This window comes from Aeromonas sp. 600276 (assembly GCF_049175815.1).
GTDB lineage: Bacteria > Pseudomonadota > Gammaproteobacteria > Enterobacterales > Aeromonadaceae > Aeromonas > Aeromonas dhakensis.
Map to the genome: position 1 here is coordinate 374,114 of NZ_JAAKVU010000001.1, position 20,551 is coordinate 394,664.

Here is a 20,551-nt window from a genome sequence, read left to right on the forward strand (position 1 = left end):
GCGCTGACCACGGCGGCGACGGGATTAGCGGACCTGTTCCAGATGATGCTTGATCAGCAGATCCGTTTCCAGCAGGGGCAGGCCGACCACGGCGCTGTAGCTCCCCTCGATGCGGCTGACGAACTTGCCGGCGATGCCCTGGATAGCATAGGCGCCGGCCTTGTCGCACGGCTCACCGGTACGCCAGTAAGCCTCGATCTCGGCCTCGTCCAGCTTGCGAAAGGCCACGTTGGTGGTGACCAGTCGCACGTCGCAGCGCTCCGGGGTGGCCAGCGCCACCGCCGTCATGACCTGATGCACCTTGCCGGAGAGCGCCTCCAGCATGTCTTTGGCATCGAGCAGATCGGAGGGCTTCTCCAGCACCCGGTCACCCAGCACCACTATGGTGTCGGCCCCCAGTACCGGCAGCGCCGTGGGCGCGGCGGCCACGCCGGCCATCGCCTTGTCGCGGGCCAGCCGGCACACGTAATCCTGGGGCTTTTCACCCTCTTCCCGCTGTTCCGGCACATCCAGCTTGAGGACTTCGAAACGGTAACCCAGCTGGGTCAGCAGTTCGTGGCGGCGGGGTGAGCCCGAGGCGAGATAGAGTTGCAGTTCGTTGTGCTTGTTCATAATCGCTTGATGAGATGAGGTACGGTTACAATTAGTTGTTTTTACTCACATTCACTTGATATTGAAGCGCCGGCGCACCTTGCGCAAGACCAGAAAAACCCAGGGCCATATTAGCATGGTGCTCAGGGTCGACCAGAAGTAGGCGAAATTGAGACTGGCCCGGCTGAACAGGTGCTCGGCCCAGAAGATGGTCACCTTGCCCACCAGCGAGAGGCAGCCGATGATCAGCGCCTGTTGCCAGAGGGAGAAGTTACGGATCTTCTGGAACTGGAACGCCGCCAGGTAGGTGGTGATGGCCATCGCCATGGCCCGCACGCCGAGGGTGCTGCCGAGCAGCACGTCCAGCAGCAGGCCCGCCACCCAGGCGGTACCGACGTTGGTCCGGTGCGGCAACGCCAGTGCCCAGTAGATGAGCACCATGGCGAGCCAGTCAGGCCGGAAGGGTTCGAGTTGGAAAGGAAGCGGCAGGATCGACAGGCTCAAAGCCAGCAGGATCGAGATCCAGATCCAGATCCTGCCGCTGGCGGGTTGTAACATCAGCGCGTCGCTCCCGCAGCAGAAGGCGCCGGCGCGGTAGCCGGGGCCTCTTCATCGTCATGCACTTCCGGTTTCTTGTCGGTCCACAGCAGCAGCAGATAGCGCAGGCGGTCCAGCGCCACCAGCGGTTTGGCCTCGACCTGGGCGAAGGGCTTGCCCTCCACGTAGTCGGAGCGGGTCACGGTCGCCACCGGATACCCTTCCGGGAAGCGGCCGCCGAGGCCCGAGGTGACCAGCAGATCGCCGACCTGCACGTCGGTGTTGCGCGGCAGGTTACGCAGCTCCAGCTTGTCGAGCTCGCCGCTGCCGGAGGCAATGGCGCGCAAGTCGTTGCGCAGCACCCGCACCGGGATGCCGTGGCTGGAGTCGGTAATGAGCAGGACGCGGCTGGTGGTGGAACCCACGTGCAGCACCTGACCTATCACCCCCTGATCGTTGATCACCGGCTGGCCGTTGTAGACACCGTCCAGCGCCCCCTTGTTGATCAGCACCTGATGGCTGAAGGGGTCGGAATCCACCGACAGCAGCTCGGCCACCATCTTGCGGGACTCCTTGTGCACCGGCGAACCGAGCAGCTCGCGCAGACGCTGGTTCTCGTGCTCCAGATGATCCATCTTGAGCAGGCGCGAGCGCAGGGTGAACAGCTGCTGTTCCTGCTGCTTGGTCTGCTCGATGAGGCCGGCCCGGGTCTGCACCTGGGTCGACATGGTATCAAGCAGGGTGCCTGGCGCATTGGCCATGTATTGCAGCGGGCTGACGAGTGAGCTGAGGTAGACGCGGACGTGGCTGAACACACCGAAGCGGGAGTCCGCTACGATGGCAGCAATGGAGATGATGACGGCGAGAAACAACCGTAACTGAAGCGAAGGGCCTCTACCAAAAATGGGTTTCATGGGTCGTCAAAAAAGAGCCGGCACGCTGGCCGGCTTTGGGTCTTATTCGTAGTGGAACAGATCGCCACCGTGCATATCGATCAGCTCCAGCGCCTTGCCGCCGCCACGGGCCACGCAAGTCAGCGGATCTTCGGCCACCACCACAGGGATACCGGTCTCTTCCATCAGCAGACGGTCGATATCTTTGAGCAGGGCACCACCACCGGTCAGCACCATGCCGCGCTCGGAGATGTCGGAAGCCAGCTCGGGCGGAGACTGCTCCAGCGCCACCATCACGGCGGAGACGATGCCGGACAGCGGCTCTTGCAGCGCTTCCAGGATCTCGTTGGAATTCAGGGTGAAGCTGCGCGGCACACCTTCGGCCAGGTTGCGACCACGGACTTCGATCTCGCGCACCTCTTCGCCCGGATAGGCGGAGCCGATCTCGTGCTTGATGCGCTCGGCGGTGGCTTCCCCGATCAGGCTGCCGTAGTTGCGGCGCACGTAGCTGATGATGGCTTCGTCGAACTTGTCGCCGCCGATGCGGACGGACTGGGAGTAAACCACACCGTTCAGGGAGATGATGGCCACTTCGGTGGTACCACCACCGATGTCCACCACCATGGAGCCGGTCGCTTCGGAGACCGGCAGGCCGGCACCGATGGCGGCAGCCATGGGTTCATCGATCAGGTAAACCTCGCGGGCGCCGGCGCCCAGAGCGGATTCCTTGATGGCGCGACGTTCCACCTGGGTGGAGCCGCACGGTACACACACCAGCACACGCGGGCTGGGGCGGAAATAGTTGTTGTCGTGAACCTGCTTGATGAAGTGCTGCAGCATCTTCTCGGTCACGTAGAAGTCGGCGATCACGCCGTCTTTCATCGGGCGAATGGCGGAGATGTTACCCGGGGTACGACCCAGCATCTGCTTGGCGGCATGACCGACAGCAGCGACCGATTTGGCGTTCCCGCGCTCTTGGCGAATGGCGACAACTGAGGGTTCGTTAAGGACGATCCCTTGATCTTTTACATAGATCAGGGTGTTGGCAGTTCCCAAGTCGATCGACAGATCGTTGGAAAAGACGCCTCTGAGCTTTTTGAACATGGCTACGGGAAATCCTAAGAATTTGGAGGTGCAGAAAACCGGCTAACTTTACCAATGCCCACCCCAATCGGCAAGCGCTCAAACTGTCGCCAGCCCATCGGGCGCGACAAAAATGCGAGTCATCACTCACCCGCACAAGCCGGCAAACGCTAATAAACAAGGGGATAGGGGGTCGGCGGCCAGCCAGCGCCCCCGCAGCCCCGCTCAATGCATCACTTCGCGCCGATAAATAATTCTGTCATTACCGCGACTTGAGCCGAAAATGGCCTCCCCCTGCAGGGTCTGGGGATCCGACAGCCAGAGTGGTTGTGTCGGCTGTTTCACTAGCTCCACCCGGTAGGGAATGCGCACCGCTATCTCGGGTTTGCCAAACTGCAGCAGGATTTCGCCATCTTTGGCCACCGCCGCCATGCCGCCCGGTGGCGAGCTGCCCAGCCCCAGCTTTATCTTGCGATTGCCCCCTATGTTGAGCTCGCTGCTGGCTGTATCGAGGCTCTGGCCTGCGCCCGAGAAGCTGAAGCCCTGATTGGCCAGCGACAGCAGGGTGCATTGATCCAGCCTGTTTTGCTGCCAGCCACCGGCCTCGTAATACTGCATCTGCTGCGCCACGGCCAAGGCGGCCGATGCCACCCCGGTCTCGGTCTTCGCCAGCAGCCGGCCGAAATAGACCTGCATCGGCACTGTGTCGATCAGGCGGGCGTTGCAACTGCCACCACCGCAGTCACCCACCACCCCATCGTTGAAATTGGGCATGGCGATCAGGCTTCTGTCGCCATCGTTGTCCCGCATGTAGAGGCCAAACAGCAGCGACTTGTAGGGGCCATCCGGCTGGACGTCAGACACGCGAACAAACTCGCTGCTGCCGGTAAAGGCGGCTCGTCCATCGAGCCATGGCAGCGGCTGCAGGCTGCGCAGGCGGCTCGACAAGGTCTTGCCATCCTTGTCGTTGGCCACGGTGATAAACGCACTGCCCTTGGCGAAATCCCCCGTGTAATTCGCCGTCTGGGCACCGGCCAGGTTGCGGGCGCGCACATCCAGCGCAACCCCGAAGGGCTGCCCCATATATGTGAAGGGATCGCAGGCCGGTACTATGTCGCCGCTCACCAGCTCGAAGTCGGCCGGGATGAAGCGGCCCACCGGCTGGCTCTGGCTCGGCGGGACCGTGGTATTGAAGTAGCCATTGGTCGGCGGGGTCGCCGTCAGCCTGAACACCCCCACCTCGCTGACGCTCTGTTCCATGCTGGTCGTCCCGTTGGCCGCGGCGCCATGGTCATAGCTGGTTTTACCCAGGCTGGCGGTTTTGCCCGGCGTCGGCGCCACCAGGGTATTGCTCAGGGCGATGCCGCTGAGCGAGAAATTGGGGGTCGCGAGATTGCCGGTGCAGATGTCGCCGTCGTTGGCTGACTCCCAGGCCACCGCCTTGATGTCGACCTGAAATGACTCCCCCGCCTTCTTGAAGATCGGGCAGCTGGCATAGTTGCCCGTACATGCTGCCGCAGCGGTCGTGATGCAGAGCCCCACCGGCCGCGCCACAAACGCATCCGAGCCCAGCATCACCAGGCCAGCTTCACTGCCGGTGCCGTCGTAGCGAGCATCCAGCTGAACCTTGCCGGCATCCGGATAGGTGACCGTCATGCTCGACTGCCCCTGGGCATCGAAGCTGAGGGAGAGCGCAGTGGCATTGCCCTGACTGGTGCCGATCACGCTGTTGTTGACGCTCATTCTGCTGTTGTAGATGTTGCTGGCGGGCGTGACATAGCTGCTCCAGAACTTGATGCTCTTGCTCTGGTTGGCAAACCCGGGCACACACTGCTTGGTCACGTCGCTCTTCTTTACCGCCTTGATGGCCACCGTCTGCGGCTGGTTCGAGTAGGTGTCGGGCACATCGAAGATGAAGCCGCTGTCGGCAAAGGTGAGGGTGCAGGCGGCGCTGCTCAACGCCCCGCCACCCGAGCGGCAAAGGGTGGTGCTGAGCGGCTTGGTCGAGGGCGTCGAACCGCTGACCTCCACGGTGACCGCGCCTGCCGTCGTGTTTCTGAGCTGCAATGTTGTGCTGCCGCCGCTGAAGTTGACTACGTTGCCCCCGACCCAGCCGCCGCTGGTCGTCGTGGTGGGGAGCAGGGTCGCGCTGACCGGATCGGTGATCAGCACGCTGCAATCCGGGTTGGCACAGGCACGGATGGTGAGGGTTTCCGGGTTGCAGGTCAGCGCATTGCCGCTGTGATCGAACTCGAAGTGATCGATCTGGGTACCCACCGGGCTGGATCGCAGGGCGCAGATCCGCACGTTGTCTATCTCGTGGTAGTTGGTCACCGAGCCGGTGGAGCCGGTCAGCGACAGCAGGAAATTGGCCGGCACCGCCGCCTGACCGGCCTGGCTCGCCATGTTGAGGGGGCCGATCAGGGAGCTGTAGCCAGCCCCGGTATCCCGCTCCACCGTGGCCAGCGAGCTGCCAGCCACCCGGGAGTCGACCGTGATGCGATAGCGGTGGGGCCGGTTGCCGTTGGTGCCGCTGTCGACGGTCGGGCTCAGATAGCTGCCGGTACCGGCGAGATAGTTGTAGCCTGAGGTGCCAGACCCGGAGCCGCGGATGGAGACCGCCTGCGGCCGCGACCCCAGGTTGGTACTTCCCCCCTCGTTGGCATAGTTGCCGTACTCATCGAGCCCGACCCCGAGCCAGCCGCCGGCAAAGCCGCTGATCCCGGTCTTGTAGCCATAGCCCAGCGGGCCGCCGAAGGCTCCCGGCTGCGGCGTCAGGGTCGAATCGGAGAGCACCACCGCCATACCGTCGGCCCCGCTCGTGCCAGAGGTCTTGTAGGCGTATTGATCGAATTCGATCGTCACCAGGTTGCCGGCCCCCGGAAAGAGGCGCTGGAAGGTCGCCGAGGTGGCCTGATCGGTGACGTTCTGGGTGAGCCGCAGACGGCCATTCTGTACCGATGGCAGGGTACTGTTGTTGCGCTGGGCCACCACCCAGCTGTCCGGGTTTATCTGGCCGCTGTCGAAACCGTCGGTAAAGCAGGTCAACGGCGGCGGTACCGAGTAGTCGTTGATGCTGGACTGGGCATCCATGCTCAGGTAACCGGCCGTCACCCTGCCATAGACGGTGGCATTGTTGTTCATGGTCAAGCGGCCGTCGGTGTAGAGATAGCCATAAAACCTGGTGTTGTTGTCGATGGTCATGTCGCCATAGCTGACCCAGACAAGGCTGCCCTGATTGGTCGCATTGATGTTGACCGTGTTGACCAGCTTGACATCCTTGTTGACAAAGATGCGGGTGGTGCCGCTGCCGGAGAGGCGGATGGTGGCATTGTCGAGTACCAGTGCATCGATGAAATAATCGCCGTCCCCCAGAACCAGCACGCCATTGTTGCGCACGCTCAACGACTTGATCTGGTAGGCGTTGCGGCTGGGGAAAGTCACGGTACAGCCCTCGACCGTGGCGGTACCATAGTCCGAGAAGAGAGCGGTCTGCTGGCCCTGTTGACACAACAGCGGCATGACCGAGGTGATGGAAGGGAACTTGTTGTTGCCTGTCAGCGCAAGGCCGCGGATATCGCTGCCGGTGACGGTGCAGACCTTGTAGCCACCCGCACCGTTATCGCAACGGGGAGTATTGTTCTGATCCGGCTGGATGGAGCAGAAGTTGAGCGGCAACCCGCCGGTACCGTTGATCTTGGCGTTGTTGAGCTGGCTCAACTGATAGCCGCTGATCTGGTGGCAAACATCGTTGTTGTCGTCATGATGACCCTGCACCACGGCCGGAAAGAAGGTGCCGGTATCGATGGGATCGAAGGCCCAGACCTGGCTAGTGAAGAGGGCCAGCGCCCACAACCATTTCATCATCAGCCTCCGTCATACGCTTCGACCATCAGGGTACGGCTCACCCTGAAGTCTGGACTGGCACTGGTCAGGTCATTGCGCAAACCGCAGGTGCCGACACTCTTGAGCCGATAGCCGGTGCTCGTCACGTTGTTGTAGCTGGTCGCCAGGGTGCGGCACTGCACCACCGCCTGACAGTCGACCAGCCCGGGGTTGCCGGCGAAACTGATCGTCCTGCTGGGCTCGCACTGTGCCGGTGGCTGGGGCTGGGCCGCCGTCCGGTTGGGGAACAGTCGATAGAGCGCCAGCTCCAGCCCGCTCTGGGCCGCCAGCAGGGCACGCACGCTGCGCACCTCCACCGTGTTCTTCTCGCTGCTGTCGATCAGAAAACGCCCCATGGCCGCCGCCAGCATGGCCATCACCACGATCACGAACAGGGCGATCAGCAGGGCACTGCCCCCCATCTTCTTGCTCTGGCGCCGCTCAGGGAACATTGAACACCCCCAGCTTGTGGTTGAAGGTGACCGCTTCCCCCTTGCGCTCGAACACCAGCCGCACACCGAACTCCCCTTCGCTGTTGAAGGCCGTGGCCTCCCGATAGAAAGAGCCGGCCCGCAGGGAGTCGGCCATCAGGATCCCCAGCGGCATGGCCGCGCTTGCACCATTCAGCGCCATGCTGGCGCGGTACATGGACCCCGCCTGCACACAATAGCGTACCTGTTCGCGGGCAAAATAGACCCGGCTGCCAGGGGAGAGACCGGCCAGACTCTCGGCCGCAGCGTAGCGCAGGATCTGTGCCCCCGAGACCGGCGCCAGCACTTCGGTGACCCTGGCGACGCAGCGCCCGTACTCGCAGCCATTGCTGAGCGAAGGCTGGTTGGCATCGGGCAGCGGGAAGACGGCCAGCAGATCCCCCACCGCGACTGCACTGGCATCCGGGCTCAAGGGATCGACGGCCGAGGCAGGGGTGGCCATCACCAATTCAAGGGTGGTTGTGCTGCCGGACACACTCCGGTTGAGGGCGATGTAACGGCTGGAGGTACTGATGGGCCAGAAGCGCAGGCAGGGACCGCTGTCGCTCCAGCTGCCGTCCAGGGTCTCGATGCGCTCGGAACCCGGCAACGCATTGCGTACCTCGCGGTTGAGCCGCTCCATGGCGAAGCGGGCATCACTCATCAGCTGCTCGCGGCTGCTGGCATCCCCGTAGATCTGGCTGCCGATGCCGATAAACTGGCTGGCGAAGGTAGCCATGATCCCCAGCAGCAGGATCACCATCACCAGTTCGATCAGGGTAAAACCGCTCGCCGTCCGCATCAGTAGTTGCCCCGATAGAAGGAGAAGTCGAGCACGCTCTCATCTGGCAGCTTGATCTGCAGATCGATGCGTTTGCCCACCGAACAGGGGGACGCACAGCTCTTGAAGGTGCCATCGCTGAAGTCGACCGGGCTCACCGCAATCCTGACCTGATAGTTGCGATACTCGTTGCTGGCGATGATGCCGCCGCTCTGGGTGTAGAAGCTGGCATCCTGCCAGTTGCCGGCGGTATCGAAATCGTCCACGTCGTTGAACGCATAGGGGGTGGGTTCACCGTCCGGACCGTAGCGGGTCGAGCAGGCCGGGATGGTGACACCGGCCACCACTTCACCACAGCGATAACGGCCACCGTTGTGATCCGACTGCTCGTCGAACGACTTTTGCTGGATCTCGCCGGCCAACCGCTGGGCCAGCTGAGCCGCCCGCACCTGCTGCACCGGATCCACCGCGCTGGGGGCCTGGTTGACGAGCAGACCCAGGATGCCGGTCAAGGCCACCGCCAGCAGCACTATGCCGACGATGAGCTCAATCAGGGTAAAACCGCGATCAGGGGCTCTCATGAATGAAGCCCTCCGACTCTATCTTGATGCCGCCCGTCTCCTGGCCATCGCTGACCCGCAGGGTACAGCCCGTGGCACAACCCCCGAGCGGCCTGCCCATCTGATCAAAACGGATCACGAAACTGCTGGCGTTATTGAGGGAGATGCTCATACCGGTAGAAGGGGTGACCAGGCGGCCACGGGTGCGCTGATTGTCGCTCCAGCCGACCATGGGGCCGGGGGCCGGACAGCCAGTGCCGGTCGCCACCAGCGTGATATGGGCAAAACGGGAAGCCTCCACCACCAGCTGGGTACAGCGGTCGGCGGGTTCATGCATGTTGATGGTCTGCACCAGCCGCAGCCGGGTCAGCAGCTCATCACGAAGGGTTTGGGTTTCAACGCCGCCTTTGCCCAGCCATTTGGGCATGGCAAAGGCGGCCAGAATCCCGAGCAACAGGATCACAATCACCAGTTCAATCAGGGTAAAGCCTCGTGTCTTGAACACCGGCACTCCAATAAAATGGGAGAGTTTCCCCTCCCATATTTCATCTTACTTACCGCAATCTGCGGCGACGGTGATGCTAGGAGCATTACCTACAGTGCTTGGCTGCACATAAGTCACCGCACACTTGCCGTTAGATTGGTCATTAGGTTTGAATGTACCTGGGGTACCTGACACCACAGCCCAACCGTCAAGAGTCACGGTATTACCAACATCAGCCGTTGTCGGGTAACCGAAAACAGTGTTAATCGTGGAACCTGCCACAGATACAGCACCAGAGGTAGACTCAATACCCAGAATTGCAGCTTTGCTGTATACCATCTGAGAAGCACTCTGCAGAGACGCCTTCACACCATCAGCTGCAGCCTTGCGAGCATCATCCTGCAGATTCAGGAACTTGGGTGCAGCGGTCACTGCCAGGATACCCAGAATGATGATCACGATGACCAGTTCGATCAGGGTAAAACCCGCCTGTTTTTTCATCTTGTTTTCCTCTGTCAATTAATGTTGGTGGTCACCTGACCGGAAGCCGGACGGTAACTGAAACTCATGAATGCATCAGTACTGCCTTGCGGATCCTGATACTTGCCATCACTACCCTTACTCAAACTATTGACCAGATAGTAGCGGCAGACCGAGTCCAGGCCGTTATTGGTCACACTGACATAGTATTTCAGGTCATTGCCACTACCACGCACCTCGCTGAAGCTGGTGGTAGCCTTGGGCGGATTCTGCAGCAGACCCTCCCAAATCTTGAGACAGCGCGGGGCCGTCAGATTGGCCGGGTCCACGTCGATGCCACCGCCCGCCGAAGTATCCATGGGGTAGCCGGGCGACAATTCGCCATTGCTGACCTGGGTATCGGTCGGCGTGGTCAGGTAGAAGCGGGAGCCGTCATAGAGCACGGTATTGAGGCTGTCCTGCTTGGCGCGCCCTTCGGCCTCCCATTGAGCCCGCACCAGCGACACGCCAGTAGCAAAACCGCCGGAGACCCCCTCCACGCTGGCCTTCTTGGCCTCGTCGGTCACATCGAGAAAACGGGGCAAGGCCGTCACCGCCAGGATCCCCAGGATGACGATGACGATCACCAGTTCGATCAACGAGAAACCCGCTGCCCGATGGGGGCTCGCCACACCGGCATATTTTGGAACCAGTCGCGTTGTTGTCATGAACCCTCCGTAATAACCCACATTATTTCATGTAGATACAAAAAAATCATTTAGCTGGCTCGCAAAAAAGCCTCATTCAGGGCTTTTCCAGCACTCTGCCGTCAGAAAAGTGATAAATCAGCCAATTAGGTTCCAAGCCGAACTCACATCCGGTGCCATCCTGGCTCGCCAGGGCCTGCACCGGCGGCTGGGTCGAGGCCGTTGCGCCGATGAGCCGATCCCACAGCCAGCGGCAATGCCCGGAGGGCGTCAGCGGGTCACCGCTACCCAGCGGCCAGCCCCGCGCATCAAACTGCCAGGCCACCCCGTCGACGTGCAACAGGGCCGGACGTCGCTGCTCCAGCCAGAGTCCGTGCAGGCGCTGGGCGCGCTCGGCAAACTGCTCCCCCAACAGGGTCAGGCTGACGGCCAGCGCCTCCTCCCGATGGACAAGATAGCTCCGGGCCAGGGTCGCCACTATGATCAGCAACAGGATCACCGCGGCCAGCCGCCGATAGCCTCCCAGCCAGTGCTCATCCTGTTGTGACTGTCGACTCACCCGTCTCGCTCCACGCTCTGCCGCTTATCCACACCGCCCGCATCATATCCCGCCTCGTTGACCGGCTATTTACCGCGCACGGCGCACACCATGCCCCGCAGTGACGGTAAAGATACCGGCTATTTGCCGCGTACGGCCCGCATCATGTCCCACATCGGCGTAAAGATACCCAGCGCCAGGATCAATACCATGACCGCCACGATCCCGATCAGGATCGGCTCGATCCGGGCGGTGAGGCTCTTGAGGTCATAATCCACCTCCCGTTCGTAATACTCGGCCGCCTCGTGCAGCAGATCATCGACCTGACCGGTCTCTTCCCCCACCGCGATCATCTGCATCACCAGCGGGGTAAACAGGCCGCTGGCCCCGGCGGTGCGCAGCAGACTCTCGCCCCGCTCGATGCCGGCCCGCATATCGCGGATCCGCCCCGCCATGTGCGCGTTGTCCACCGCGTCGGCCACCAGGCTCAGCGCCGTGTTGAGCGGCACCCCGGCCTTGAGCATCATGGAGAAGCTGCGGGCGAAGCGGGCCAGCAGGGAGCGCTCTATGATGGTGCCGACGATCGGCAACTTGAGCTGCCATCTGTGCCAGGTCAGCTTGCCCTTGACCGTGCTCACCCAGTGCCGCCAGCCGAACACCATGGCCAGCAGCACGCCGAGCATCACCCACCAGTAGTGCACGAAGAAGTGGGAGGTAGCGAGCAGGATCCGGGTCGCCAGCGGCAGCTCGACACCAAATTTGGCGAACATGCCGGCAAAGACCGGGATCACCATGATGTTGAGGATCACCATGGCGATGCCGATGGCAATCAGCACGAAGCTGGGGTAGCGCATGGCGGTCTTGATCCGCTTACGGGTTTCCAGCTCCAGCTCGAAATAGTTGGCAAGCTGCAAGAACGCTTCTTCCAGCTGACCCGTGTTCTCCCCCACGTGGATGATGGCCACGAACAGGCTGCTGAACACCCTGGGGTGAGCCTGCATCGAACTCGACAGTGGCCGGCCGTTGCCCAGATCCTCCCCCAGCGCGTGCAGCGCCCGCTTGAGCGGCTTGCTGTGGGCGCTCTCCTCCAGCCCGGCGATGGCGCGCAGGATGGGGATGCCGGCCCGGGTCAGGGCATACATCTGGCGGCTGAACACCACCAGCTCGTCTAGCCGCACGCCCCGCTCCAGCAACAGGGACCAGTCGAGGGCGGCCGCCTTCGCCTTGCCGGGTTTCAACTCGGTCGGCATCACGCCGCGACGCATCAGTTGCTCGGCCGCGGCCATCTCGTTGGCCGCGTCCACCACGCCGCTGACGGCATTGCCCTGGCTGTCGCGCCCCTTGTAGGCAAAGCTGCTCATGGTGTGCCTCGCGCCAGCCGGCCCCGTTCATGGCCGATGAAGTTGGTCATCACTTACCCCAGATCCTCGGCCAGTCTCAGCACCTCGTCCACCGAGGTGATCCCCTGGCGGGCATAATCGAGCGCCGTCAGGGCCAGGGGTCGGTAGTGCTCGTGCTCCCGCGCCGCCCTGGCAAACCCTTCGGCGTCGTTGCGGCGCAGAGCATCCATCATGGGCTGATCCAGCTCCAGCAGCTCGTACACCCCGATCCGGCCGGCATAGCCGGTGAAGTTGCAGCTCTGGCAGCCGCGTCCCTTGTGGTAGACATGCTGGCCCGGCGCCTCGCCGGAGAGCACGGTCAGCCAGGTTGCCTGGCCCTCGTCCGGCGCCTTCTCCTCCACGCAGTGCTCGCACACCCGCCGCACCAGCCGCTGGGCCACCACCGCCCGCAGCGCGCTCGCCACCAGATAACCGGGCGCCCCCATGTCGATGAGGCGCAGGGCGCTGGTGACGGCGTCGTTGGTGTGCAACGTGGTCAGCACCAGGTGGCCGGTGATGGCACCGCGCAGGCCGATCTCCACGGTTTCGTTGTCCCGCATCTCCCCCACCAGCAGGATGTCGGGGTCTTGGCGCAGGGTGGAGCGCAGCACGTGGGAGAAGGTGAGCCCGATCTTGGGATTGACCTGTACCTGATTGACCCTGGGCAGCCGGTATTCCACCGGATCTTCCACCGTGATGATCTTCTGGCTGGCCTGGTTGAGCTCGGAGAGGGCGCCGTAGAGGGTGGTGGTCTTGCCGCTGCCGGTCGGGCCCGTCACCAGGATCATGCCGTGGGGTCGCTTGAGCTGGCGCCGGAAGCGGGTCAGGATCTCCGGCGGCATGCCGGTCTCGGTCAGCGACAGGATGCCGGAGGATTGGTCCAGCAGCCGCATCACCACGGACTCGCCGTACTGCACCGGCATGGTCGACATCCGCACATCCACGTCGCGGCCGCGCACCTTCATGTTGAAGCGGCCATCCTGCGGCAACCGCTTCTCGGAGATGTCGAGGCCGGCTACCAGCTTGAGGCGCAGCACCAGCGCCTGGGCGATACGCACCTCGCTCAATATGTTCTCGTGCAGCACGCCGTCGATACGCTGGCGAATGCGCAGCACCTTCTCGTCCGGCTCGATGTGAATGTCGGAGGCCCCCACCTGCACCGCGTCCTCGAACAGGGAGCGCAGCAGCTTGGCCACCGTCGCCTCCCCCTCGTCACCGGCCCCCAGGTTGCTGGAGCCGAGCTCGAAGCCGGCGTCCTGATACTCCTCGTGCAGCTGCTCGGCGAAGCTCTCTATTTCGCGGGTGCGGCGATAGAGGCGGTCGAAATACTCCAGCAGCTGCCCTTCCCGGGCCACCGCCAGCACCATCTCGCGGGGGCTGAGCAGGGCGGCGATGGCGTCGAGGGCGCTCAGGTCCGCCGGATCCGACATGGCCACCGTCACCCTGTTGTCGGTGAGGTTGACCGCCAGCGCCCGGTAGCGGCGCGCCTGCACTTCCGGCAGCAGCGGCACCGCCGACGCATCTATGGTGAGGTTGTTGAGATCGAAGAAGGGCACGTCCAGCTGGCGGGCGAGGAACTGCAGCAGCTGCACCTCGCTGATGAAGCCGAGATCGATCAGGGTGGTGCCCAGCTTGCGGCCGGTCTGACGCTGCTGCTGCAGGGCGAGCTGCAGCTGATCATCCGAGATGATCTGCTCTTGTACCAGCAGGTCGCCGAGGCGCATTTTCAGTCTGGGTTGTGCCATGCAAACTCCAAAAAAGTGATCCCGGCCGCCCGTCAGGGGGCGAGCTGGGCAATCCGCTGTTCGAGCCAGCTGGTCGAAGCCTCGCCCAGGTTGCCGTGCAACTGGGCATTGCGATAGGCGTCCAGCGCCCGCTGGCTGTGGCCCTGGCCATCTTCGGCCACGCCGAGGCCGAGCCACCAGCGCCCCTGATCCGGCTGCTGGCGCAACAATTTCACATAGAGATCCGCCGCCTCGGCATGCTGACCCAGCTCTTGGCTGAGCCCGGCCCAGGTGGCGTAATAATCCAGATTGCTGGCGAGATCCGGTCGGTAACCGGTCAGCCAATCCAGCGCCTTGCGCTGCTCGCCGCCACTGATGGCGAGCCGCGCCAGCAGTAGCCGAAAATCCGCCTGCCCCGGATCGAGCCTGAGCCCCTCCTCCAGCAGCTGGCTCGCCTCGCTCAACCGTCCCTCGCCGTAGAGCAGACCTGCCAACTGCTCGCGCGCCCCCTGATTGCGGGGATCGTGGGCCAGCACCTGATAGTAGTTGTCCTGGGCATCGCGCAGCTGGCCCTTGGCCATGGCGGTGGTGGCCTTGCGCTCGGCCAGGGTGGCCAGCTCGGCCTCAGAGAGGTTGACCGTCTCTATCTTGAGCACGCCGGGCTTGCGCGGCGCGGCCGCGGGGGCCTCCTGCTCCGCCGCCAGTTCGGCATAGAGGTCGGGTTGCAGCTCCTCATCGCTCGGCCCCTCCTCGTCGATGGCAGCTACGTCTGCCTCGTCGGCGACAGCCTCTTCCTGCGCAGCCGGCGCCTGTCTCGGCTCGACGGCCGATGATGGGGCAAGCTGGCGCGGGGTCGGCAGCGCCACCACCTGATCCACCGGCTCCTGCTCTGCACTGGCCGGCACAGGGGCGGGCACGGCGCGGGCAACGGCGTCCGGTGTGGGCTCGCCGGCCGTCTGCAACTGGCGAACTTCAGCGACCCGCTGGCTCTGTTGCCAGTAGATCCAGGTGCGCCAACCCAGAATGCCGAGGGCCAGCCCGCAGATCAGGGTCAGCAGCAACATCCACCAGCCCTGCTGGCGGACGGGCGGCACATAGACGGCCCCTTCGCCCCCCTGCTGGCGCTGTTCCAGATCCTTGAGCATCTGATTGATCACGCTCATTGCCAGACTCCATAGGCGAGGGCGCAGCCCAGCAGCAACAGCAGCGGCCACCAGCGCCGCGACACGAAGCGGCGAGCGTCATCGGTATCGCGCACGGCCAGTCGCACCAGCCGGCCGTCGATCTGGCGCGCCCCCTGGCCGTAGGCCAGCATCAGGCACTTCTGCGCCAGTATGTTGATGAGTCGCGGAATGCCGCGCGAGGCGCGCCACAGCTGGCGCAGGGCCGCCCCGCCAAACAGCGGGGCCCCGCGATAACCGGAGATGTGCAATCTGTGCTCCAGATAGGCCCGGGTTTCGTCGAACCGCAGCGGCCGCAGGCAGTAGGAGAAGCCGATCCGCTGGCGCAGCTGGCGCAGATGGGGCTTGGCCAGCCGGCTATCCAGCTCGGGCTGGCCAAACAGCACTATCTGCAGCAGCTTGCTCGACTCGGTCTCCAGATTGCCAAACAGCCGGATCGCCTCCAGCGTCTCGTCCGGCAGCGCCTGCGCCTCGTCGATCAGCACCACCACCCGGCTCCCCTGCCGATGCAGACTGATGAGGTGGCGATGGATGCGATCGGTCAGATCCAGCTCGCTCTGATCCCGCACCGGCAACCCCAGCTCCAGCGCCAGGGCGATGCGCAGCTCAGCCGGCGTGAGATGGGGATTGGGCAGCCAGGCCAGACGCACCGGCCGCTCCTCCGAGCCCAGTTCGCTCAGCAGCTTGCGGCAGAGCAGGGTCTTGCCGGTGCCGACTTCGCCGGTCACCTTGATGAAGCCCTCCCCCTGTGCCAGCGCCCAGTTGAGCACCTGCAGCGCCTCCTCGTGCGGAGGCAGCCCGTAATAGAAACCGGTGTTGGGAGTGAGGCCGAAGGGGGCCTCCTGCAACCCGAAGTGGTTCAGGTACATGTCGTCAGCTCCCATGCCAAGGCCGGGCGGTCTGCAACAGGCCACCCGCCAGCACCAGACCAGGGGACAGAGCCTGATACGCGTTCATGCCATCAACCCTTGGGGGGATACCATTTGTCGAGCAGTTCGGAGGATCGCTGCAGTTCGTTCTGCCAGGTGTCCTTCTCCACCACGGTCGGTTTGAGCAGGATCACCAGCTCCACCTTCTTGGTGCTTTCGCGCCGGTTGGTGAAGGCCTCGCCGACCCAGGGAATGTCCCCCAGCAGCGGTACCTTGCTGACGATCTCCTGCTTGTCGGTCTTCATCAGGCCACCGATGACGATGATGTCGCCGTTGTTGGCCTGCACCACGGTATCAGACTCGCGGATCGAGCTCCTGGCCAGCGGCAGGACCAAGGGATCCGCCGTGCCGACATCGATGGTTTTCTTCTGCTCTTCGGTGTCGATGACGGAGGGGTGGATATGCAGCAGCACCTTGCCCTCTTCGTCGATCTGCGGCGTCACATCCAGCGCGATGCCGGAGAAGAAGGGGGTCAGCTCTACATTGGGCGTGACTATCGGTGCCGATGTCCCTGAGGTGGTGGTCGTGGTGGAGGCGTTGGTGACGAAATACTCGTCGGTCCCCACCTTGATCACCGCCTTCTGGTTGTTGGTCGCCGTCACCCGCGGGCTGGAGAGGGTATTCACATCCCCCTGGGTCTTGAGCAGGTTGACCGCCACGTTGAAGTTGCCGTCGGAAATTTTGAAGCCAGCCCCGCCACCCAGAGCACTGAAGACCTGGTTGGGAGTGATGGGCAGTTGGGAAGGCGCTGCCGAACCACCGCCGGTGATGCCCTTGTTGCCATCCCAGCTGGCGGAGAGACCGCTCCAGTCCACCCCCTGCTCGTAACCCTCGTTGAGGGCCACCTCCAGGATCCGCGCCTCCAGCACCACCTGGCGCTTGAGGTGGCTCTCGGACTGGTTGAGGAACTCGCGCACCGCCTTGAGCTCCTTCGGATAGGCCCGAACGGTGACCAAACCCGCCTGCGGGCTGGTGATGACGGCGCGGCCGTCACCGCTGCCAATCAGGGTCTGCAGGGTATCGCGCAGATCGGTCCAGTAGTCGCTGTTGGTGTCGGTCTCGATGCGGGTGCCGTTGCTGTCACTGCCCGAGCTGCCGTTGGACGAACGGTTGCTGGTGCTGCTGTTGGTACTGCCGTTGGCGTTATCGAAGTTGTTGTTATTGCTGTTGTTGCTGTCGTTAGAGGTCACCCCGCCTGTGCTGACCGAGGTACGGGAGAGCCCGCGCCGGGACATCATCAGGTAGTTGACCGGAATGGTCTCGGTACGCAGCCCGGCCGGGTAGACGTGAAACACATTGCCCTTGCGCTGCACGTCGAAGCCGTACATGTCCCCCACCACCCCCAGCACCTCACTCAGGGTCACGTCCTTGAGCTCGACCGAGATCTGGCCGGCCACCCCGGGGTGCACCGCCACGCTGTAGCGGGAGCCCTTGAACAGGGAGCCGAAAAATTCCACCGCATCCACGTCGTGGGCGGCGATGCGCAGCCTGGGCTCCGGCATGCTGATGGCCTGGGGCGGGCGGTTCAGTTGCAGCAGTTCGCTCTGTACCGACTTGGGTACGCTGGTCAATGCGCCGGCCTTGCTCTGCTCGGTCATGGCATGCCGAAGCGCGTCCTTGGCCTGCACGGGTTCTGGGTGGCGGTAGCTGGTACAGCCTGCCGTCAGCACGGCCACGGAAATCAGGCAGAGATGATGTTTTTTCATGTAATTAGTGCGCCCTGACTTGCAATTAAACTCGACAAACCTGGCCCCGCCCATCCCGGACGGAGCGCGTTCAGATGCGGATCTTGCTGGCAAACAGGGTCAGCGACTGGCGCTTGCCCCCCTTCTCCAGCACCACGGCATCTGCACTGATGGCCACCACGCGATAGCCCTCGACCTGCTGGCCGACTCGATAGCTGCTGCCGTTGAGCACCGCCAGCGCCGGGCCATTGCCCAGCATGATGCTCTGCAGCCTGGGTAGACCGGCCTCGCGGGAACCGGTCGCACTGGCGCCACTGGTGACGCCGCTCAAGGGAGCGGTGGGATCCTGCAACACCTCGGTCTGCGCCTGGGCCAGCAGGGTGAACAGACACGCCCACAGGGGAAACCATCTAGCCACGAATGAACTCCTTGCTGGTGCTGAGGGTGTAGATCTCCATCTCAACCACGGCCCTTGGATGCTCCTGCACCTGATAGTCAAACTGCTTCCAGTAGAAGTGGCGCGGCAGCGCCTCCAGCGCCTTGAGGTACTGGTAGACGTCGAAATAGCCACCCTCCAGCTTGAGGCGGATGCCGTGCTTGAACAGGTTGATGCGCTGCTCGCCCGCCATCAACGGCTCGGGCGCCAGCGAGGTAAGCGCCACCATGTGCAGATTGGCGGAGCGCGACAGCAGCGCCTCCAGCACCTCCGGCATCTCGTGGGCCTGGATCAGATCCACCGTCTGGGCCTTGAGCGCCGCATCCAACTTGCCGATCTCCTCACCCACGCCAGCCAGCTGGGTGCGCACGTTTTGATCCGGATCCCGCGCCAGCCTGGCCTGCTTGCCCTGGTTCTCGAGATCCATGATCTCCAGATCCCGCTGGGCAGAGCTCAGCGCCAGCCGATCCTGCTCCAGCCGCACGACGGCGGCATCCAGCCAGCCATAGGTGGCGATAGAGCCGACCAGCACCACGCCGGTCAGCATGATCAGCACCCGCTCACGCTGGCTGAGGGCAGCCAGCTTGTCCGCCCAGGCCTGCCACTGCGCTTTCAGGCTCATCAGGGCTTCTCCCGTTCGATGCCGCTGAGCTGGAAGGCCAGCCGGCCCTCCTTGTCGCGGCTCAAGGTCAATTCACCAAACTGCTTGCCCGCCAGACTGGGGGTCTGCTTGAAACGGTTGACCCAGGCCGGCACGTCCTGGCTGCGGCCGGCGAAACCGGACAGATTGACACGCCCGTCGGCGATCTCGATCCGCTGCAAGGAGAGCTGCGGATCCCGGATCCGGGAGAGATCGGCCATCAGCCCGGCATAGCCCCTGGATTTTTGCAGCGCCAGGCTGCCCAGCTGCCTGATCAGTCCCTGCTTGGCGGTCAGCTCCTCCTGCTTGGTGACAAGCTGTTGCTGCAGCAGGCCATCGGCCTGGTGGCGGGCCAGCTCGGCATCCAGCCGCTGCGCCTCGCCGCGTTTGACCTCCAGCGCAGCCCGCAGCTGGGCCAGCTCGCGCGCGACCCCGTGCTGCTGCCAGCCGATGACGGCGGCGGCGCACAGCAGTACCAGCACGCAAGCACCCCACACCAGCGCCATCTGGTTGAGGCTGGCCCACTGCCGTCTGGGCCGAAACTCGGCGCCATAGAGGTTGATCTGACGCTTCATCAGGCATCCTCCCCCAGAGCAGCTGCATAGGCCGAGAGATATTCAACACCGGCAAGGATCACCTTGTTGGCCATGGCAGCCGACATGGTAAGCGCGCTCATTGCTCACCTCCCAGGGCGGCAGCATAGGCCGAGAGATATTCGACTCCAGACAGGATCGCCTTGTTGGCCATCGCGGAGACGGCAAAGCCGAAGGTCTGCTCCATGTGACGCACCAGGGTGCCGATGAAGGGCGAGGCGATGGCGAGCTGCATCTGGCCGAGCTCCGGCAGCTTGAGCTGGCCCGCCAGGTAATCGAGGGAGCGCTGGATCTCCAGCGCCAGCGAATCGAGCAGCATGGCTTCCGGCTCGTGCTCGCCGGCGAGGGCCGTGAAACCACGCAGCTGACGGGAGAAGCAGAGCCCCCCCTGATGGAACACCAGCAGTTGCAGATCCTGCCCCTTCGGCTGCCACAGCAGCATGCGCACCGTCTGATCCGGCTCGTAGAGGGCGGTCATCGCCAGCTCGTCGCTGACGATGGCCTCCAGGATCGCCACCTGATTGACCGCATCCGCCAGCTGCTGCACCCGGGCCTTGGGCACGCAGATCACGTTGATGCGCGGCCGGCCGGCGGGCGGGGTGGGCAGGTCCACATAATCCATGGCGAGCTGCAGCACGGGCTCGTTGACGTAATCCTTGACCGCCCAGGGCAGGGCGCCGGCCATTTCGGCATCGGGCACCGCCGGCTTGTCGATCTGGACCTGTTGATAAAGGCTGGCCGCGAGGGCGACTCGCACCTTAGACTTGGCGAGGCCGTGGCGGCTGAACAGCTCGCCCATGGCCTGGGACCACTCTTGCGGGCCGTTGATGGCGCGGGTGGCGAAGATGGGTGGGTTGCCGAGCGAAGCCAGCATGATCCGATCGCCGGCCAGCAGGAGTCCCACCTGTCCGCCCGGGGTCGAACGTCTGAAAAGTTGTTTCATTGAAACCCGCACCTGGCCGCCAAAAATGGATTAAACCTTAGCATAAACAGAGC

21 protein-coding genes are annotated in these 20,551 nt (G+C 63.5%); all 21 read right to left on the bottom strand.

The features are described from left to right. Window positions 1-24: 24 nt before the first annotated feature. The 21 genes from G5134_RS01770 to mshI all read right to left on the bottom strand — a co-directional run bounded on the left by G5134_RS01770 (window position 25) and on the right by mshI (window position 20,498). Window positions 25-612 carry a Maf family protein gene (locus G5134_RS01770; protein ID WP_010635366.1) on the bottom strand — a complete coding sequence of 196 codons (588 nt, stop codon included), beginning with the start codon at window positions 610-612 and terminating at the stop codon, window positions 25-27. Between the two features lie 51 nt (window positions 613-663). Continuing rightward, the gene (gene mreD, locus G5134_RS01775) at window positions 664-1,149 is read right to left on the bottom strand and encodes a rod shape-determining protein MreD (protein ID WP_005308115.1); all 486 of its coding nucleotides are present in this window, start codon (window positions 1,147-1,149) and stop codon (window positions 664-666) included. Beyond that, window positions 1,149-2,042 carry a rod shape-determining protein MreC gene (mreC, locus tag G5134_RS01780; protein WP_005308113.1) on the bottom strand — a complete coding sequence of 298 codons (894 nt, stop codon included), beginning with the start codon at window positions 2,040-2,042 and terminating at the stop codon, window positions 1,149-1,151. The genes mreD and mreC overlap by 1 nt, the downstream gene beginning before the upstream one ends. A gap of 42 nt (window positions 2,043-2,084) precedes the next feature. Beyond that, window positions 2,085-3,125: a rod shape-determining protein gene (locus G5134_RS01785; RefSeq protein WP_005308111.1), complete on the bottom strand. Its 1,041-nt coding sequence runs from the start codon at window positions 3,123-3,125 to the stop codon at window positions 2,085-2,087. Window positions 3,126-3,329: 204 nt separating this feature from the next. Then, the gene (locus tag G5134_RS01790) at window positions 3,330-6,971 is read right to left on the bottom strand and encodes a DUF6701 domain-containing protein (protein ID WP_421231835.1); all 3,642 of its coding nucleotides are present in this window, start codon (window positions 6,969-6,971) and stop codon (window positions 3,330-3,332) included. Next, the gene (locus tag G5134_RS01795; RefSeq protein WP_139398755.1) at window positions 6,971-7,441 is read right to left on the bottom strand and encodes an MSHA biogenesis protein MshP; all 471 of its coding nucleotides are present in this window, start codon (window positions 7,439-7,441) and stop codon (window positions 6,971-6,973) included. The genes G5134_RS01790 and G5134_RS01795 overlap by 1 nt, the downstream gene beginning before the upstream one ends. Then, entirely contained in the window at window positions 7,431-8,261 is an 831-nt protein-coding gene (locus G5134_RS01800; protein WP_421231836.1) for a PilW family protein, read from the bottom strand. Before G5134_RS01800 ends, G5134_RS01795 begins: the two co-directional genes overlap by 11 nt. After that, entirely contained in the window at window positions 8,261-8,821 is a 561-nt protein-coding gene (locus G5134_RS01805; protein ID WP_421231837.1) for a type IV pilus modification PilV family protein, read from the bottom strand. The genes G5134_RS01800 and G5134_RS01805 overlap by 1 nt, the downstream gene beginning before the upstream one ends. After that, on the bottom strand, window positions 8,808-9,311 hold the full coding sequence (locus tag G5134_RS01810; protein WP_421231838.1) for a type II secretion system protein: 504 nt from the start codon (window positions 9,309-9,311) through the stop codon (window positions 8,808-8,810). Before G5134_RS01810 ends, G5134_RS01805 begins: the two co-directional genes overlap by 14 nt. 39 nt (window positions 9,312-9,350) lie before the next feature. Next, the gene (locus G5134_RS01815) at window positions 9,351-9,785 is read right to left on the bottom strand and encodes a prepilin-type N-terminal cleavage/methylation domain-containing protein (RefSeq protein WP_017787335.1); all 435 of its coding nucleotides are present in this window, start codon (window positions 9,783-9,785) and stop codon (window positions 9,351-9,353) included. A gap of 14 nt (window positions 9,786-9,799) precedes the next feature. Continuing rightward, window positions 9,800-10,471 (bottom strand): MSHA fimbrial major subunit MshB, encoded by a 672-nt coding sequence (gene mshB / locus G5134_RS01820; RefSeq protein ID WP_005308090.1) that lies wholly within the window; start codon window positions 10,469-10,471, stop codon window positions 9,800-9,802. Between the two features lie 76 nt (window positions 10,472-10,547). Beyond that, the gene (locus G5134_RS01825; protein WP_021468217.1) at window positions 10,548-11,009 is read right to left on the bottom strand and encodes a hypothetical protein; all 462 of its coding nucleotides are present in this window, start codon (window positions 11,007-11,009) and stop codon (window positions 10,548-10,550) included. 119 nt (window positions 11,010-11,128) lie between these two features. Further along, window positions 11,129-12,349: an MSHA fimbrial biogenesis protein MshG gene (gene mshG / locus G5134_RS01830; RefSeq protein ID WP_010635376.1), complete on the bottom strand. Its 1,221-nt coding sequence runs from the start codon at window positions 12,347-12,349 to the stop codon at window positions 11,129-11,131. A gap of 53 nt (window positions 12,350-12,402) precedes the next feature. Next, window positions 12,403-14,112, bottom strand: a complete 1,710-nt coding sequence (gene mshE, locus G5134_RS01835; protein ID WP_054543916.1) for an MSHA fimbrial ATPase MshE — start codon at window positions 14,110-14,112, stop codon at window positions 12,403-12,405. 32 nt (window positions 14,113-14,144) lie between these two features. Further along, window positions 14,145-15,254 carry a tetratricopeptide repeat protein gene (locus G5134_RS01840; protein WP_421231839.1) on the bottom strand — a complete coding sequence of 370 codons (1,110 nt, stop codon included), beginning with the start codon at window positions 15,252-15,254 and terminating at the stop codon, window positions 14,145-14,147. Continuing rightward, window positions 15,251-16,141 (bottom strand): MSHA fimbrial biogenesis protein MshM, encoded by an 891-nt coding sequence (gene mshM / locus G5134_RS01845; RefSeq protein WP_408840476.1) that lies wholly within the window; start codon window positions 16,139-16,141, stop codon window positions 15,251-15,253. Before mshM ends, G5134_RS01840 begins: the two co-directional genes overlap by 4 nt. Window positions 16,142-16,233: 92 nt before the next feature. Further along, a complete protein-coding gene (mshL, locus tag G5134_RS01850) occupies window positions 16,234-17,907 on the bottom strand; it encodes a pilus (MSHA type) biogenesis protein MshL (RefSeq protein WP_226009136.1) in 1,674 nt (557 codons plus the stop codon). 70 nt (window positions 17,908-17,977) lie between these two features. After that, complete coding sequence (locus G5134_RS01855; protein WP_005308073.1) at window positions 17,978-18,304, bottom strand: SctD/MshK family protein; 327 nt, start codon at window positions 18,302-18,304, stop codon at window positions 17,978-17,980. Continuing rightward, the gene (locus G5134_RS01860) at window positions 18,297-18,944 is read right to left on the bottom strand and encodes an MSHA biogenesis protein MshJ (RefSeq protein ID WP_010635381.1); all 648 of its coding nucleotides are present in this window, start codon (window positions 18,942-18,944) and stop codon (window positions 18,297-18,299) included. Before G5134_RS01860 ends, G5134_RS01855 begins: the two co-directional genes overlap by 8 nt. Next, window positions 18,944-19,537, bottom strand: coding sequence for a PilN domain-containing protein (locus G5134_RS01865; RefSeq protein ID WP_226009137.1), 594 nt, complete (start codon window positions 19,535-19,537; stop codon window positions 18,944-18,946). Before G5134_RS01865 ends, G5134_RS01860 begins: the two co-directional genes overlap by 1 nt. A gap of 97 nt (window positions 19,538-19,634) precedes the next feature. Next, a complete protein-coding gene (gene mshI / locus G5134_RS01870; RefSeq protein ID WP_226009138.1) occupies window positions 19,635-20,498 on the bottom strand; it encodes an MSHA fimbrial biogenesis protein MshI in 864 nt (287 codons plus the stop codon). Window positions 20,499-20,551: the final 53 nt, after the last annotated feature.

Coding starts and splice junctions, on each gene's coding strand:
- G5134_RS01865 (WP_226009137.1), bottom strand. CDS start 19,537: ATGAAGCGTCAGATCAACCTCTATGGCGCCGAGTTTCGGCCCAGACGG.
- mshL (WP_226009136.1), bottom strand. CDS start 17,907: ATGAAAAAACATCATCTCTGCCTGATTTCCGTGGCCGTGCTGACGGCA.
- mshG (WP_010635376.1), bottom strand. CDS start 12,349: ATGAGCAGCTTTGCCTACAAGGGGCGCGACAGCCAGGGCAATGCCGTC.
- mreC (WP_005308113.1), bottom strand. CDS start 2,042: ATGAAACCCATTTTTGGTAGAGGCCCTTCGCTTCAGTTACGGTTGTTT.
- G5134_RS01795 (WP_139398755.1), bottom strand. CDS start 7,441: ATGTTCCCTGAGCGGCGCCAGAGCAAGAAGATGGGGGGCAGTGCCCTG.
- mreD (WP_005308115.1), bottom strand. CDS start 1,149: ATGTTACAACCCGCCAGCGGCAGGATCTGGATCTGGATCTCGATCCTG.
- G5134_RS01800 (WP_421231836.1), bottom strand. CDS start 8,261: ATGCGGACGGCGAGCGGTTTTACCCTGATCGAACTGGTGATGGTGATC.
- mshE (WP_054543916.1), bottom strand. CDS start 14,112: ATGGCACAACCCAGACTGAAAATGCGCCTCGGCGACCTGCTGGTACAA.
- G5134_RS01770 (WP_010635366.1), bottom strand. CDS start 612: ATGAACAAGCACAACGAACTGCAACTCTATCTCGCCTCGGGCTCACCC.
- G5134_RS01860 (WP_010635381.1), bottom strand. CDS start 18,944: ATGAGCCTGAAAGCGCAGTGGCAGGCCTGGGCGGACAAGCTGGCTGCC.
- mshM (WP_408840476.1), bottom strand. CDS start 16,141: ATGTACCTGAACCACTTCGGGTTGCAGGAGGCCCCCTTCGGCCTCACT.
- mshB (WP_005308090.1), bottom strand. CDS start 10,471: ATGACAACAACGCGACTGGTTCCAAAATATGCCGGTGTGGCGAGCCCC.
- G5134_RS01790 (WP_421231835.1), bottom strand. CDS start 6,971: ATGATGAAATGGTTGTGGGCGCTGGCCCTCTTCACTAGCCAGGTCTGG.
- mshI (WP_226009138.1), bottom strand. CDS start 20,498: ATGAAACAACTTTTCAGACGTTCGACCCCGGGCGGACAGGTGGGACTC.
- G5134_RS01805 (WP_421231837.1), bottom strand. CDS start 8,821: ATGAGAGCCCCTGATCGCGGTTTTACCCTGATTGAGCTCATCGTCGGC.
- G5134_RS01840 (WP_421231839.1), bottom strand. CDS start 15,254: ATGAGCGTGATCAATCAGATGCTCAAGGATCTGGAACAGCGCCAGCAG.
- G5134_RS01785 (WP_005308111.1), bottom strand. CDS start 3,125: ATGTTCAAAAAGCTCAGAGGCGTCTTTTCCAACGATCTGTCGATCGAC.
- G5134_RS01815 (WP_017787335.1), bottom strand. CDS start 9,785: ATGAAAAAACAGGCGGGTTTTACCCTGATCGAACTGGTCATCGTGATC.